Source organism: Niveispirillum sp. FG156 (assembly GCF_057809555.1).
Genome location: NZ_JBMDKE010000073.1, coordinates 1 through 15,130, shown reverse-complemented (window position 1 = coordinate 15,130; position 15,130 = coordinate 1). Strand labels below are relative to the sequence as shown.

Genomic DNA, 15,130 nt, shown 5'->3' with positions numbered 1-15,130 from the left:
GGAGTCGTTGCTAGCGCTGGCAGGCGCAGAATCGGTTTGAGCGGAAGCGGGGATTGCCGCCATCAGGGCAACACCCAGCGCCAGCAGCGACACGTCAAGGCGTCGCGCCGTTAACATTTTAACCTTGTGCACTTTCTATCCTCCCCAAGAGAACGCTTAAACCAAATCGGGCGCGTTCTTACTTTTCTGTGCGCACCGTTCGGCATTACCCGGATGCCACCCCTTGCCTGGCCAATCAGGCGGTGAGAGGGGCGACAGGCATTCAGGGGATTCCCGGCCACATGACAAAGGTGGCGCAGAAATCCTGTTCAAGAACCACTCTGACCGATCTTTAGCACGATCAGTATGTATGACAACTTCGATAATTCCACATATTGCAAAGGCGTTCCATATTTTTTGGCACAGGATAAACGCATGCAATGCGAGCCATCCATGCGCTTTGTGCATGCTTTGCAGAAGGCACCCGGAGCCATCCATTAAGGAATGGCGCCGGGTTGGAGGTGCGGATGGAAGGGGGCAGACCTATTGGACCGTGAAGTCCAGTTTCTCACCCCTGACATAGGCTTCCCAGGCGGTGCGGCTGTTGAAATCAAGCCCGCGGTCCCAGGCGGACCCGATATAATAGACGAAGGGCTTTCCGGGCTTCACCCGGATGCGGATCAGGTGGTTCTCGCCATCCGCCGCGATATCCACCACCATGGTGGGATCAACACGCACCACCGTGCCCATGGCGCCGTGGGCCGGGTCGGTCGGCTCCCACAGGGCGATGAGCCCTTTGTCCTTGTCCGCCAGCAAACTGGCGGTGCCGGGTACGGTCGCCCCCTTACCAAGGCCGATCGCCACGATCAGGTCCTCCGGCTGATCCGACTGGATCAGGGACTGAAGGCGGGTGAAGTTGGTGCCAAGTGGCAGGGTGAAGGTCCGTGTCTCCCAGACCTTGCGGCCCGTGCCCACCGGCCAGGGCGCGTAATCGATCTGGAAGGAGGCGATATCGGGACCGTTCTTCAGGATGCGGTGGCTGGCCCAATTACGGGACACCCACAGCTTGTCTTCCGCCCAGATGCCAAGGCCGCCGACGCCCCGCGTACCCTTGACGTTATAATAATCCAGGCCCTCGCCCTGATCATTGTGATAGGCGCCGGTTTTCAGCTGCCGGTCCATGAAGGGCCAGCGCACCCGCTTGGCCCAGGCGTCGATGCCGGAACCGGATGGCGGCTCCACCTTCTGCAAAGCGGGGCCATAGAGGCGGTGGGCGACGCGGTCATTCTCCCACAGGATGTCGTCGAAACGGTCGGGCGCGAAGCGAACGGTAGCGCGCGGCACCCTCTCCGCCGCCGTCGGCGGCACCAACGGGGCCGGCTTGCCACCCACCCATTTCATGGCGATGGGGGAACGGTAGTCCGGGTCATGGACCATGGGGTCAAAGGCCAGATCCTGCACCGCCTGACGCTCTGCCGCGCGCCGCGTCAGTTCGCGGCGGACGTCCGGTGTCGCATCGGGCGGCACGGGGATGTCGGCCATGTCGCTGGCATGATAGTCCAGTGCGGGCGGGGCCGGCAGGGTAATGGGCAGTGCGGTCACGGGCGTGCCCAGTTCGGCCACCTCCAGCCCCGCCAGGATGAACCCGCCGCTGGCATAAAGGGCCGTCGTCTCCGGCCTGGTCGGCACGGGCTGGTCCCCAGCGCTTTGCACCTGTCCCAGTATACCGCTGGGCAACAGATAGCGGTTCAGGCCTGCCCAGCCTTTCAGTACGGTTGGCAGATAGGCGGACCGGTCCAGAAGCCCGTGATTGATGCCAAAGGCCAGCGCGTAGGTGAAGAAGGCCGTGCCCGAGGTTTCAGGCTCCGGAAAGGCCTGCGTATCCAGCAGGCTGGCGCGCCACAGCCCGTCATCCTGTTGCAGGGAGGCGACGCGGGCCGCCATTTCCTGGAACAGGGCGACGTAGCGCGGACGGGAGGGGAAATCCGCCGGCATGACCTCCAGAACGCGGGACAGTCCGGCCAGGACCCAGCCCTCGCCCCGCGCCCAGAAGATCTTCTTGCCATTGGCAGACCGGCGGTCGATGAAGCGGGCGTCGCGGGCATAAAGATGCTGTTCCCGATCATACAGCTTCTCGTATGTGCGCCACCATTGCACGTCCATGGCGTAAAGATATTTGGGATCGCCGGTGATCGCCGACATGCGGGCCAGCACGGGCGGCGCCATGAACAGGCTGTCGCACCACCACCAGACCAGCCTTTCGGGCTGCGGCGTGAAGGTCAGGTAAGGCAGGGTGTAATCCAGCCGCTGTTTCAGCGGCAGCAGCGTGCCCGGCGACCCGGTGCGCAGATAGATGGCCTGGTAAAGGTCGCCGATGGCCTGATCATCGGCATTGATCAGATGCACCGGCGCGCCGTCACCCTGATGGGCATAGTTGAAGCGGCGGGCCGTGCGCAGGGAGAAATCCAGAATTTCGGGCACCGGCTGCACGTCAACCAGTTTCATGGCGCCGACAAAGAAGGTCGCGGAAATCCAGTTGGTGTTGACAGGCCAGCGGCCACGTACCGGCGTGGGGGACGGGTTGGCCTCGATATCCTTCAGCCGGGCCACTTCAGCGGAGGCGGACCGGGCCACGATGGCCAGAACCTCCTGACGCGCGGGCAACGCCGGTTCCAGGACAGCGCCGGGCGATTGTGCCGCCGCCATCACGGTGATTGTGGATATTGCCGTTAGGACAATACCCAGGCTGAGGGCGAGACTTCGCAAAGCACTCATCATGTCCTCTCCTGCATGCCGCCCCATTTCGGCCTGTCTGCCGGGCGGGGCTGTTTATGATGGGGACGGGCCGGGACCGGGCTGTCCGCTGCTGCCCAGATAATCGTGGTGAGGGATGGCGGGCCTGTCCGCCTTTGATCTTTGCCAGCGATGGCAACCACGGCACGCAGGAGGTCGGATTCCTCATGCGGTGATCGGTTGCCCAAAAGTTATCATACAACTTTTCCAAATGGTCAACCCGGGCTATTGGTCGCGCTGCCGGCAGACAGGAGACGGCCACTAGGGTGTGTTGAGATTCAGGGCGCGGTCTTTCTAACTCATTGAAACACGTAGATTGCCTCCCCGGCGAAAGCCGGGGAGGCAGATTTTCTCAAGCTCAACAGTCCCCAGTCCAAGCCACAGCATATTCTGCTGCACATGCCGCCTGTTTGCGGGCCTGCCCTGCCGTGCTGCCCGCGATAACGGCGCCTTTCCCTGCCCCACCGCCCCTAGGCTTTGGTTCAGGACCTCCTTCCAAGGCCAAGCCCATGCTGAAGCGCAACCGCTCCCTTCTCGATATCGACCGCGATCACCTGATCCATCCCGTCACCTCCTTCCATGGGCATGAGGCGCGGGGCGCCACCCTGCTGGAAAGCGGCAAGGGCATGTGGCTGAAGGATATGGACGGGAACGAGTTGCTGGACGCGTTCGCGGGTCTTTGGTGCGTCAATGTCGGCTATGGCCAGGAGAGCATTGTCGAGGTGGCGGCAGAGCAGATGCGCCGCCTGCCCTATGCCACCGGCTATTTCCATTTCGGCAGCGAGCCGGCGGTGAAGCTGGCGGAAAAGCTGGTGGAGCTGGCGCCATCCAGCCTGACCCGCGTCTATTTCACGCTGGGCGGGTCCGACGCGGTGGATTCTGCCGTCCGCTACATCACCCATTACTGGAATGCCGTGGGCAAGCCCACGAAGAAGCATTGCATCGCGCTGGAGCGGGGCTATCACGGCTCGTCGTCCACGGGGGCCGGCCTGACGGCGCTGGCCAATTTCCACCGCCTGTTCGACCTGCCGCGCCCCTGGCAGCACCATATCCCCTCACCCTATCCCTACCGGTCCGAGGTAGGGGGCGAGCCGGAGGCGGTGATCGCCCGGTCGCTGGCGCAGCTGCATGCCAAGGTCGAGGAGCTGGGCGGCCCCGACAATGTCGCCGCCTTCTTCTGCGAACCGATCCAGGGCTCCGGCGGGGTCATCGTGCCGCCCAAAGGCTGGCTGAAGGCCATGCGGGAGGCCTGCCGCGACCTGGACATCCTGTTCCTGGCGGACGAGGTCATTACCGGTTTTGGCCGGACCGGACCGATGTTTGCTTGTGAGTATGAGGGTGTGGAACCCGACCTGATGACGGTCGCCAAGGGCCTGACCGCCGGCTATGCCCCCATGGGTGCCCTGCTGATGTCGGAAAAGGTCTATCAGGGTATCGCCAGTGCCGCGAAGGGGGCCGACGTGGTGGGCCATGGCTTCACCTATTCCGGCCATCCGGTCAGCGCGGCGGTGGGGCTGGAGGTGATCCGCCTTTATACCGAGGGCGGCATCCTGGCCAATGGTCAGGCGCGCGGCGCCGATTTCGCCGCCGGTCTGGAGTCCCTGGCCGATCACCCGCTGGTGGGGGAGGTGCGGGGCCGGGGCGTGCTGGGCGCCATCGAACTGGTGTCCGACAAGGCGGCCAAGACCCGCTTTGATGCATCGCTGAAGCTGCCGGACCGGCTGTTCAAGCAGGGCTATGCCAATGGCGTGATTTTCCGCGCCTTCGGTGACAACATCATTGGACTGGCACCGGCGCTGTGTTGTAACGCTGCCGAAATGGCATTGATTTTCCAGCGTATTCGGAAAACCCTGGATGACCTGCTGGAAGCCCCGGATGTCCGGGCGGCCCTGGCTTGATCCCCTAGTCTTGGACCTTCAGGAAAAAGGCGCTCGACACATGATACCGGGACCCAAGTTGGATCGGATCGACCTGAAGATCCTGGCGCAGTTGCAGCAGGCGGGCCGCATCACCAATGTCGAGCTGGCTGATGCTGTCGGCCTGTCGCCCAGCCCCTGTCTGACCCGCGTCAAGCGGCTGGAAAAGGCGGGCTATATCACAGGGTACGGCGCCCATATCAACCTGGCCAAGTTGGGTGAATTCCTCACCGTCTTCACCCAGGTCACCCTGACCGAACACCGGTCGGGTGACTTTTCCCGGTTCGAGACGCGCATCCGCAAGATCGACGAGATCGTGGAATGCCATCTGGTCAGCGGCGGATATGACTATCTGCTGAAATTCGTGACCCAGGGTGTCGCCCATTACCAGACCATCATCGAAGGGATGCTGGAGGGCGATTTCGGGATCGAGAAATATTTCAGCTACGTCGTCATCAAGTCCCCCTTCATCAAGCACCATCTGCCCATCCAGACTCTGTTCGGGGATCAGACTTAATCATGCCCGACACGCTGTCCGACCTGCTTCCCGCCCTTGTCGCCTTTCGCCGCGACATCCATGCCAACCCTGAACTGGGGTTCCATGAACACCGCACCGCCGGTCTGGTCGCGGCCTCCCTTCGGGAAATCGGGCTGGAGGTGCATGAAGGTATCGGCGGCACGGGTGTTGTCGGCGTGTTGCGCGCCGGATCGTCGGATCGCACCATCGGCCTGCGCGCCGACATGGATGCGCTGCCGATCCAGGAAGCGACCGGCCTGCCGCATGCCAGTACCAGGGACGGGGTGTTCCATGGCTGCGGGCATGACGGGCATACCACCATGCTGCTGGGGGCCGCCCGGCATCTGGCCCGTACCCGTCAGTTTGACGGGACCGTCAATTTCATCTTCCAACCGGCTGAAGAAGGGCTGGGTGGGGCGCGGGAGATGGTGAAGGACGGGCTGTTCGACCGTTTCCCCTGTCAGCGGGTCTTTGCCCTGCATAACTGGCCCGACCTGCCGGCCCACCATGTCGCCACCCGCCCCGGCCCGATCATGGCCGCCGCCGACAAATTCGAGATTGTGGTGAAGGGCAAGGGCGGCCATGCCGCCATGCCGCATGTCACGCCCGATGCCATCCTGGCAGCCAGCGAGATGGTGGGGCAACTCAACACCATCATCGCCCGCCGCATCCCGCCCATGGCGACCGCCGTTCTGTCCGTGACCCGCATCGCCGGCGGCCATGCCCACAATGTCATCCCCGCCGCCGTCACCCTGGGCGGAACCGTGCGCAGCTTCGATCCCGCTATTCAGGACAGGATCGAGGCCGCCCTGCGCCAGGTGGTGGAGGGTGTGGCGCTTGCCCATGGCGTGACGGTGGAGGTCACCTATGACCGCTATTACCCCGCCACCATCAATGATGCCGATGCCGCCGCCACCGCGCTGGACGTGGCGGCAAAGGTTGCTCCCCACGCCTTCACGGCACCGGAACCGGCCTTCACCTCAGAAGATTTCGCCTTCATGCTGCAGGCGACCCAAGGTGCCTATCTCTGGCTGGGCCAGGGGGCGGAACATGGGCAAAGCGCCTGCGGCAGCCCGCTGCACCATCCCCATTATGATTTCAACGACGCCATCATCCCCACAGGCATCCGCCTGCATGCGGGGCTGGTGGAGGCGCATCTGCGCGCCTGACCATCCACGGTCGCATGCCATGTCCTGATTTGCGGTTTCTATGTCATTCAAGACATGACGGATCGGGCCTATTCTTCTCCCATCACCCCCTGACGGGGCGTATCGGAGAAGAAAATGAGCACGCAGAATTCCAAGGGCACGGCACTGGTTACGGGCGCATCCGCCGGCATCGGCGCCACTTATGCCGACCGTCTGGCCCGCCGTGGTTATGACCTGATCCTGGTGGCGCGCGATGCCGCCCGGCTGGAAGCGTTGGCCCTGCGCCTGCGCACGCAAACGGGCCGCACGGTCGATGTCCTGCCCGCCGATCTGGGCAGTGCTGCCGGGCAGGATATCGTCGCCAACCGGCTGGTCAGCGATGCCGCCATCACCCTGATCGTCAATAATGCCGGCCTGGGCCCCAACGGTCCGGCATTGTCCAGCGCCCCCACTGCCTATGACGCCATGCTGGCCCTGAATGTGGCGGCGCTACAGCGCCTGACCCTGACCGCCGCCCATGTCTTCGCGGCCAAGGGGGCCGGGACCATCATCAATATCGCGTCCGCCGTTGCATTGCTGCCGGAGCGGTTCAACGGCCCCTATGTGGCGACCAAGGCCTTCGTCCTGGCCCTGACACAGGCCCTGGCCGCCGAAACCGCCGGCAAGGGCGTGACCTTCCAGGCGGTCCTGCCCGGCTACACAAGGACGGAGATTTTCGAACGTGCCGGCATCGACCCGTCCGTCCTGCCGCAGGACATGGTGATGGAGGTGGGCGATCTGGTGGACGCCGCCCTTTCCGGCCTGGATCAGGGTGAGTTGGTGACCATCCCCTCACTGCCCGATCCCGCCGACTGGCAGGCGCTGGAAGCCGCGCGGATGAAGATCGCCGGCAATGCCTCCCGCAACAAGCCGGCCGCTCGGTTCGGCGTGGCGTAACCTCACGCCGTTCCCACATGGCGTTCATGATCGGCCAGCCGTCGCATCACCTGCGGTGGCTGGCCGAAGCTGCGCAGGAAGGCGCGGCGCATGCGTTCGCGGTCGGCAAAGCCGGTTTCGCGGGCGATCACCTCCATCGGGTGGCGCCCTTCCTCCATCATGGCCCGCGCCACCTCCAGCCGCAGATGTTCCACGGCTTTGGCGGGAGACTGCCCTGTCTCGTGCCGGAACACGCGGCTGAACTGTCGGGGCGACAGGCTGGCCGCCTCCGCCAGTTCCTCCACCGACAATTCGTTGCGCAGGTTCTCCTTGGCATAGGTCAGGGCGCGGCGCACACGGTCGGATTTCGGCTCCAGTTCCAGCAGGGTGGAGAATTGCGATTGCCCGCCGGGCCGGCGCAGATAGACCACCATGGCCCGCGCTACCGACCGGGCCATCTCCCGGCCCAGATCCTCCTCCAGCAGGGCCAGGGCGAGGTCGATGCCCGCACTCATCCCGGCGGAGGTCCAGAGATTGCCATCCTGGATGAAGATCCGGTCCTCCTCCACCCGCACCTTGGGAAACCTTGTGGCCAGCGACCTGGCATGGCCCCAGTGCGTGGTGGCCCGGCGCCCATCCAGCAGGCCTGCCTCAGCCAGCAGAAACGCGCCGGTACAGATGCCCGCCACCCGGCGCGACCGCGTCGATGCCGTGCGCAGATAGTCCAGCAGGGCCGGCGGTGCGGGCTTGGCCAGCAGCGACCCGGTCGTGATGGTCGTGTCGTGGAACACGTCGCCCACCGCCGCTGTCTCGATCCCGAAACCCAGCGAATTACGCACCCGTCCGCCCGTATCGGACAGCATGTGGATGTCGTAATGCGCCTGCCCGCTCAGCAGGTTGGCCAGTTCGAACACCGAAAGGGCGGCCAGTCCCATGACCTGGAACCCATCGAACACCAGAAAGCCGACGCTACGCATGACCCAAAACCTGTATAAGCCTTAAAACAGGACAAAGATGGGCATCGGCAGCAAGAGCTGTCAACACCCACCTGTCCCGTTGGCGTCAATCAGGCCCGCTGCTTCAGCAGGTCCAGCGCCACATCGACAATCATGTCCTCCTGACCGCCCACCATCCGGCGACGGCCTAGTTCCACCAGGATGGCACGGGTGTCGATGCCATATTCGTTGGCGGCCTTTTCGGCATGGCGAAGGAAGCTGGAATAGACCCCTGCATAGCCCAGCGCCAAGGTCTCTCGGTCCACACGCACCGGTCGGTCCTGCAGGGGGCGTACAAGGTCTTCCGCCGCGTCCATCAGGGCATTGACGTCGCAGCCATGGTTCCATCCCTTGCGGTCGGCGGCGGCGATGAACACCTCCAGCGGCGCGTTGCCGGCTCCGGCGCCCATGCCCGTCAGGCTGGCATCGATGCGTACCGCCCCTTCCTGGGCCGCCACGATGGAGTTCGCCACGCCCAGCGACAAATTATGGTGGGCGTGAATGCCGCGCTGCGTCTCCGGCTTCAGCACCTTGTCATAGGCCCGCAACCGGTCACGCACCCCGTCCATGTCCAGCGCACCGCCGCTGTCAGTGACATAGACGCACTGCGCACCATAGCTTTCCATCAGCTTGGCCTGTCCCGCCAGCCGTTCCGGCTCGATCATATGGCTCATCATCAGGAAGCCGGCGACGTCCATGCCCAAGTCACGGGCGATGCCGATATGCTGCTTGGAGACATCCGCCTCTGTGCAATGCGTCGCGACCCGTACCGACCGAACGCCCAGATCATAGGCGCGGCGCAGCTCATCCGCCGTGCCCACGCCCGGCAGGATCAAGGTGGTCAGGACCGACCGCGTCAGGACCGACGCGACCGCCTCCAGCCATTCCCAATCGGTATGCGCACCGAAACCATAGTTGAAGCTGGCACCGTTCAGGCCGTCGCCATGCGCAACCTCGATCGCGTCCACGCCGGCGCGGTCAAGCGCCTGGGCGATGGCTTTGACATGGTCCAGGCCGTACATGTGCCGGATGGCGTGCATGCCGTCGCGCAGGGTGACGTCCTGGATGTAAAGCCTGTCCGTCTGGGGATTGAAGCCGCTCATGCTGCGTTCCTCCGCGCTGCGATACGGCGGGCCAGCATGTCGCCCGTCGCCTTGGCCGCCGCCGTCATGATGTCCAGATTGCCGGAATATGTGGCCAGATAGTCGCCCGCACCTTCCACTTCCAGGAAGATGGAGGTCTTAAGGCCCGTGAATTCGCCCTGGCCGGGGATTTTCAGGCGGTTATTGTCGCCAAAGCGCTCAAACTGCACTTCCTGCTTCAGCCGGTATCCCGGCACATAGGCGCGCACCTTCTCCACCATGGCCTGCACGGCGGCGCGGATCGTCTCCTCATCCGCCCCTTCCGACAGGGTGAAGACCGTATCGCGCATGATCATGGGCGGTTCGGCGGGGTTCAAAATGATGATGGCCTTGCCGCGTGTGGCGCCGCCTACCTGTTCGATGGCGCGTGCCGTTGTGCGCGTGAACTCATCGATATTGGCGCGGGTGCCGGGACCGGCGGATTTGGACGCGACCGAGGCCACGATCTCCGCATAGTGAACCTTGGCGACGCTGGACACGGCGGCCACCATGGGGATGGTCGCCTGCCCGCCGCAGGTCACCATGTTCATGTTGCCCTGTTCCAGATGCGCATCCAGGTTGACCGGCGGCACCACGAAGGGGCCGATGGCGGCGGGCGTCAGGTCGATCACCTTCTTGCCATCGGCGCGCAGGGCCGCGTCATGCACCTTATGCGCATAGGCCGAGGTGGCGTCGAAGACGATGTCGATCTCGGGATAGAATGGCAGCGCCCTCAGCCCTTCCAGCCCTTCATGCGTGGTCACGATCCCGCGTTCGCGCGCCAGGGCCAGCCCTTCGGACGCGGCATCGATACCCACAACTGCCGCCAGCTCCATATGCTTGGGATATTTCACCATTTTGATCATCAGGTCGGTGCCGATATTGCCCGACCCGATGATCGCCGCCTTCACCTTGCCCACGTGGGGTTCCTCCCTCTGCGATCCGGGGTTTCTCGGGCAGGGGGGCGCCTCCCCAGTCCGATCAAGGGGACGATAGGGCGGATGGGAAAGGCGGGCAAATTTCTGGAGCGCGCTAACTGCCATTGTATGGGAGTTATAGCCATACAAACAAAAACGCCGGGCCCCATCGGGACCCGGCGCTTGAAACCCAACCGTTCAAACGGATCAGATAGCGACGACGTGCCGCCAGCCATGGGCGCCATCGGCCTGGCCGCGCTGAATGGCCGTCAGGCCCGCGCGCAGCTTGGTGGTGACAGGCCCCTCGACAGCGCCGGAAATGGTGAACTCCCCACCCTTGTGGCGCACGGTGCCGATGGCCGATACGACGGCGGCAGTGCCGCAGGCGAACACTTCACGCAAAGCACCCGACGCCGCATCTTCCTGCCACTGCTGGAAGGAATAGGGGCCTTCGACCACATTCATGCCCTGTGACCGGGCCAGCGTGATGATGCTGTCGCGGGTGATGCCGGGCAGGATGGTGCCGGTCAGGCCGGGCGTGCGCACGCTACCATCCTCGAACACGAAGAAGACATTCATGCCGCCCAGTTCCTCGACCCAGCGCTTTTCGGCGGCGTCCAGAAACACGACCTGATCGCAGCCATTGCGGATGGCCTCCGCCTGGGCGATCAGGCTGGCCGCGTAATTGCCACCACACTTGGCAGCACCGGTACCGCCAGCCGCCGCGCGGGTATAATCCTGCGATGCCCAGACGGAGACGGGCTTGGCCCCGCCCTTGAAATAGGCGCCTACGGGGCAGGCGATGACACAGAAAATGTAGCTGCCCGCCGGCTTCACGCCCAGGAAGCTTTCATCGGCGAACATGAAGGGGCGCAGATATAGGCTGGCGCCGTCGCCACCGGGGATCCAGTCGACATCGGCGCGGACCAACGTCTCCACCGCTTCCAGGAAAATCTCTTCCGGCAGGATGGGCATGGCCATGCGCTCCGCCGAACGTTGGAACCGGCGGGCATTTTCCAGCGGGCGGAACAGCAGGACCTGTCCATCGGCACCGCGATAAGCCTTCATGCCCTCGAAGATTTCCTGGGCATAGTGCAGGACGGCAGCGGCGGGATCGAGCGTAAAGGCCTCCCGCGCGCGCAGCTGCGCATCATGCCAGCCCTTTTCCGACGACCAGCGTACCGTGACCATGTGATCGGAGAAGATCTTGCCAAAGCCGGGATCGGCGATCAGTTTTGCCCGGACATCGGCGGGCGTCGGCGCGGGGTGCGGGACGGAACGGATTTCGATGCTGGCACTCATTTGCCCTTATTCTCCGAAATCTGGAAAGGCGCTGGGGAGGGGCGCAGAATGGACCGAACCTGTGCCTGGGTCCATCCCCCGCGCAATCTTCGGGCATGACGATGCCGCCACCCTGCCATCCGGTGGCGGTAACCGCTATTTCGGAAAGATAATTGCGGTGGCCCTTACTTCCCCGCCGCGACTCGCCGCAGGATCAGGGCGTCGATGACGGGGCCGGCATCCCGCATCTCCAGGCGCAGCACATGCCGCCCGCCGGACAGAACCACGCCCGACGCCTGCCGTACCCGCCCGTCCAGAACGCCCTGTACCCAGCCGCCATCACCGGTGACCCGCACCACTTCCACCATTACCGGTGCCGCCCCATCCACTGACAGGCCCAGACGCATCATCTCCCCGCCATCCACGGGAAAGGTCGGGATCAGATCAATCGACAGAGACCAGCTGCCGGGCGGCAGATCCAGTTCATAGATCAGCGCCGGCCCGCCTTGTTCGCGCGCCGGAGCCGTTACCGGGGCTACCGCCATCGCCCCCGCACCCCGGCCCAGATCGGGCACCGGCACCCAAGTGGCGTCAGCAGCGGGTTCCACCCGGCTGAACGCCTCCGCCTGCTGCACGATCTCCATCACTTCAGGCGGCGATGCCGACGGTGCAATCGTCGCCGCATGGTCGGGCAGGGTCAGGGTCGGTGCCGGCAGGACCGGGGGCGACAGGCGGTATTTGCGCCACAGGCTGTCTGCCGGTTCCTCCGCCATGATGCCACGCCATTTGCCGCCTGCGATCTCCCCATTATATCGTGCCGTCAGGGCCTTCAACGCTGCATCCGCCGCCCGCGCCTCTGCCCCGTTCCTGCGGGCCGTGACCGGTTCGGCGTTGAACAGGGTTTCATAGGCCTCTGTCTTGAAATATCGCCGGTTGGCCAGGGCCGCCGCCCGTACCGGATACTCCACCAGCTGGAAGAACGCATCACGCAGCAGGGCTGGTAAGCGTGGCTGTATCCGGTCCAGGTCAGCCATCAACTGATCAAAGGCTGCCAGCCGTGCGGCCACCTCCGTCGGGCTCAGGTCCGACCGGCGGGGCCGCTCCCCCGGCAGCCACCATTGCAGATGCTCGGGCTTGCGCTCAAAATTCAGCCGGTGATGCCGGATCAGTATATCCGCCACATCCGACCCCAGCTCCTCTCCGAAGGTGCTGGCCGACCAGTCGCGCAAGAACCCCGGTGCCCCACCCGCCCGTCGGAACCCCGCCATATCCCAGCCCATGCTGGTGAACAGGTCGATATTGGTTTCCGCCGGCTTGATATCGCCGACATTGGCAACCCAGAGCGTGCGGGCACCCAGATCGTAGGCCCGGCCCATCTCCAAGGCGATCAGCGATGGAGGAACCGTGGACAGCCACAAATGCGACAACGGCGCCCCCAGATAGGACAGGTGGTAGTAAACCCCCGATCCCCCCTTTCGCGCCCGCTCAGCTGCGTTGGGGAACTGCCGGATATAGCCGAAATTATCATCGGGCCAGACCAGCGTGACATCATCCGGCAGGTCCAGACCGGCGCGGTACAGGGTCAGCACCTCCTTGTATGGCGTGAACACCTGCGGCAACCGTTCGACCTCGGGGCTGACATTTGCGGCCAGCAGCCGACGCTGATCGGCGATAATGCGGTTCAACAAGGTACGCTGCGCCTCCACCCCCTCCACGCCGACAATGCCGCTGTCATGGATGCCACGCATGCCCAGCGTATAGACATTCTCAAATCCGCCATTCGACCGTAGCCGGTCACGCCAATAATCGCAAACAAGGTCGGGATTCTTCGCATAGTCATAGGCCGCCGCCGGCCCCTTCCATTCACCGACATTGTTGCGCAGCATCGGTTCGGCATGGGACGATCCCATGATGATGGCATAGCGGTCGGCCAGTCGCGCATTCGCCGGATCGGCATTGAAGGCCTGCGTCACCTGATGCATGGCGGGCCAGAGAAGATTGGCGCGCAGGCGCAGCAGCAGGCCGAACACCTTCTCATACGTCTTCGGTCCGATATCGCCACGCGCCGGATCGAACGTGCCGGCAGCCCAGGGATGCAGGCCCCAATCCTCATCATTGATGAATATGCCGCGGTATTTAACCGATGGCGGCCCGAACCGCCGGATACCGGCGGCGATGTAAAGATCGGGCCGTCGCGCCGGCACCACATCCGCCCACCAGACCCAGGGGGACACACCGATGGCGCGTGACAGTTCATAGGCGCCATAGGTCGTACCCCGCCGGTCGCTGCCGATGATTACCAGGGCATTTTTCACCCCAGGGGCGGGATCAGTCACGGTTGTGATGATAAAGCTTTCCCAGGCGCCCGCCAGGTCCCCCACCTGCACCCGCCCCGCCGCGACAAGGGCGTCAATCAGGCGTGACCGGCCCAGCGTCCCGATCCAGACTTCCTGACGGCTGCCCGCACGGTCATCAGCACCCAGCAGCATCGGCTGCCCGCCCGTCACCATCGCCAGATCAGACGCCAGATCGGCGGCTGCAATGGCCACGACGGGATGGTCCTGCATGTCATGCCGGATGGGAACGGGCTGTCCCCTGACCGACAGGGCGAAGCCCTGCGCCATTGGTTGGCTGGACACCCATGGATCTGGATTGGCGGCATTGGCAGCACCACAGAATAGCAGCAGGCAGAAAGCCAATCCTTGGGCAAAGGCCATCCGCGCCATCCCTAACCTGTCCTTGGCCGCCATGTGATCCCCCAAAGCCCCAGGTGTCCTGGCGCCCGATGTTGCTCTTGACAACTCATATTATATGATATTACATCGCACAATGTGGGATGTCGATTAATCATACTTTATCTGCCCGTTAGCGCACCTTTCGGCCCCTTCAAATCGGCTTGGCCAGCACCCGAATGAGAATGCTGTGATCATCAATCGATGATCGCCAGTCGGAACTATTTATCCCACAATTTTATCTTAGTATTTGGCGTTAGGTTGCAAGATCGCCCTATTATCTGCGACCTATTTAGGTTTTTCTGAATATCAATTGACCAATTTCTCTTGGTCTATTAATCGTATAAATAAGTGACTGAAAGAAAGCTGACCGGCACGCCCCAGGCAAAGAGGGCCAACGCTGGCATAAAATGAACCAGGGAGAGGAACACATGATCAGCAGGCCCTTGCCCGCCAACGTCCCGAAGGCAACCGGCATCTGCCGTGATACCTGCTGCCAGCCTGTTTATCCGGAACATGCACGCCGTTCGCCGACGGTCGCCACCTATCGCCAAGGGCCGTCCGCGCGCTGACGCAGGGCCAGTGGGATAATGCCCCGTGCCTACCAACAGGCCGGGCAGAAGACAGCAAGAACATGCTGAACAAGGCCCCAGCAAGGGGTCGCCTGAAGGAACCTTCATAGGGAAATGGAAAATGCTCAAGAATAGCGCTCATAAGTCCTGGCGGCTGGAAGCCTCACTGCTGGCCCTGGGTGTCGCCATGGCGACGGCCCTGCCGGTGGCGGCACAGACAGCCCCGGCCCCCGCATCCGACTCT

10 protein-coding genes are annotated in these 15,130 nt (G+C 63.6%); 4 read left to right on the top strand and 6 right to left on the bottom strand.

What is annotated here, in order from left to right; all coding sequences use genetic code 11:
* Nucleotides 1-522: 522 nt before the first annotated feature.
* Entirely contained in the window at nucleotides 523-2,757 is a 2,235-nt protein-coding gene (locus ACODSP_RS27675) for a glycoside hydrolase family 88 protein (RefSeq protein WP_488968731.1), read from the bottom strand.
* A 524-nt stretch (nucleotides 2,758-3,281) separates the two neighbouring features.
* Between ACODSP_RS27675 and ACODSP_RS27670 the strand changes: the two genes are divergently transcribed.
* From ACODSP_RS27670 to ACODSP_RS27655, 4 genes are all read left to right on the top strand, one after another.
* Entirely contained in the window at nucleotides 3,282-4,670 is a 1,389-nt protein-coding gene (locus ACODSP_RS27670) for an aspartate aminotransferase family protein (protein ID WP_488968730.1), read from the top strand.
* 40 nt (nucleotides 4,671-4,710) lie between these two features.
* On the top strand, nucleotides 4,711-5,205 hold the full coding sequence (locus ACODSP_RS27665) for an Lrp/AsnC family transcriptional regulator (protein WP_054165710.1): 495 nt from the start codon (nucleotides 4,711-4,713) through the stop codon (nucleotides 5,203-5,205).
* 2 nt (nucleotides 5,206-5,207) lie between these two features.
* Complete coding sequence (locus tag ACODSP_RS27660) at nucleotides 5,208-6,374, top strand: M20 aminoacylase family protein (protein ID WP_488968729.1); 1,167 nt, start codon at nucleotides 5,208-5,210, stop codon at nucleotides 6,372-6,374.
* A gap of 114 nt (nucleotides 6,375-6,488) precedes the next feature.
* A complete protein-coding gene (locus tag ACODSP_RS27655) occupies nucleotides 6,489-7,289 on the top strand; it encodes an SDR family NAD(P)-dependent oxidoreductase (RefSeq protein WP_488968728.1) in 801 nt (266 codons plus the stop codon).
* A 2-nt stretch (nucleotides 7,290-7,291) separates the two neighbouring features.
* Here the strand turns inward: ACODSP_RS27655 and ACODSP_RS27650 are convergent, their stop codons facing one another.
* The 5 genes from ACODSP_RS27650 to ACODSP_RS27630 form a co-directional block, all read right to left on the bottom strand.
* Nucleotides 7,292-8,245 carry a GlxA family transcriptional regulator gene (locus ACODSP_RS27650; protein ID WP_488968727.1) on the bottom strand — a complete coding sequence of 318 codons (954 nt, stop codon included), beginning with the start codon at nucleotides 8,243-8,245 and terminating at the stop codon, nucleotides 7,292-7,294.
* 89 nt (nucleotides 8,246-8,334) lie between these two features.
* Entirely contained in the window at nucleotides 8,335-9,366 is a 1,032-nt protein-coding gene (dmpG, locus tag ACODSP_RS27645; protein WP_488968726.1) for a 4-hydroxy-2-oxovalerate aldolase, read from the bottom strand.
* Entirely contained in the window at nucleotides 9,363-10,304 is a 942-nt protein-coding gene (locus tag ACODSP_RS27640; protein WP_488968725.1) for an acetaldehyde dehydrogenase (acetylating), read from the bottom strand. The genes dmpG and ACODSP_RS27640 overlap by 4 nt, the downstream gene beginning before the upstream one ends.
* Nucleotides 10,305-10,508: 204 nt before the next feature.
* The gene (locus tag ACODSP_RS27635; protein WP_488968724.1) at nucleotides 10,509-11,603 is read right to left on the bottom strand and encodes a branched-chain amino acid aminotransferase; all 1,095 of its coding nucleotides are present in this window, start codon (nucleotides 11,601-11,603) and stop codon (nucleotides 10,509-10,511) included.
* Between the two features lie 164 nt (nucleotides 11,604-11,767).
* Complete coding sequence (locus ACODSP_RS27630) at nucleotides 11,768-14,332, bottom strand: glycosyl hydrolase 115 family protein (RefSeq protein WP_488968723.1); 2,565 nt, start codon at nucleotides 14,330-14,332, stop codon at nucleotides 11,768-11,770.
* Between the last annotated feature and the right edge of the window lie 798 nt (nucleotides 14,333-15,130).

What these genes read in the sequence shown, in the direction of transcription:
- ACODSP_RS27675 (WP_488968731.1), bottom strand. Translation starts at nt 2,757, where the DNA reads ATGATGAGTGCTTTGCGAAGTCTCGCCCTCAGCCTGGGTATTGTCCTA.
- ACODSP_RS27670 (WP_488968730.1), top strand. Translation starts at nt 3,282, where the DNA reads ATGCTGAAGCGCAACCGCTCCCTTCTCGATATCGACCGCGATCACCTG.
- ACODSP_RS27665 (WP_054165710.1), top strand. Translation starts at nt 4,711, where the DNA reads ATGATACCGGGACCCAAGTTGGATCGGATCGACCTGAAGATCCTGGCG.
- ACODSP_RS27660 (WP_488968729.1), top strand. Translation starts at nt 5,208, where the DNA reads ATGCCCGACACGCTGTCCGACCTGCTTCCCGCCCTTGTCGCCTTTCGC.
- ACODSP_RS27655 (WP_488968728.1), top strand. Translation starts at nt 6,489, where the DNA reads ATGAGCACGCAGAATTCCAAGGGCACGGCACTGGTTACGGGCGCATCC.
- ACODSP_RS27650 (WP_488968727.1), bottom strand. Translation starts at nt 8,245, where the DNA reads ATGCGTAGCGTCGGCTTTCTGGTGTTCGATGGGTTCCAGGTCATGGGA.
- dmpG (WP_488968726.1), bottom strand. Translation starts at nt 9,366, where the DNA reads ATGAGCGGCTTCAATCCCCAGACGGACAGGCTTTACATCCAGGACGTC.
- ACODSP_RS27635 (WP_488968724.1), bottom strand. Translation starts at nt 11,603, where the DNA reads ATGAGTGCCAGCATCGAAATCCGTTCCGTCCCGCACCCCGCGCCGACG.
- ACODSP_RS27630 (WP_488968723.1), bottom strand. Translation starts at nt 14,332, where the DNA reads ATGGCGGCCAAGGACAGGTTAGGGATGGCGCGGATGGCCTTTGCCCAA.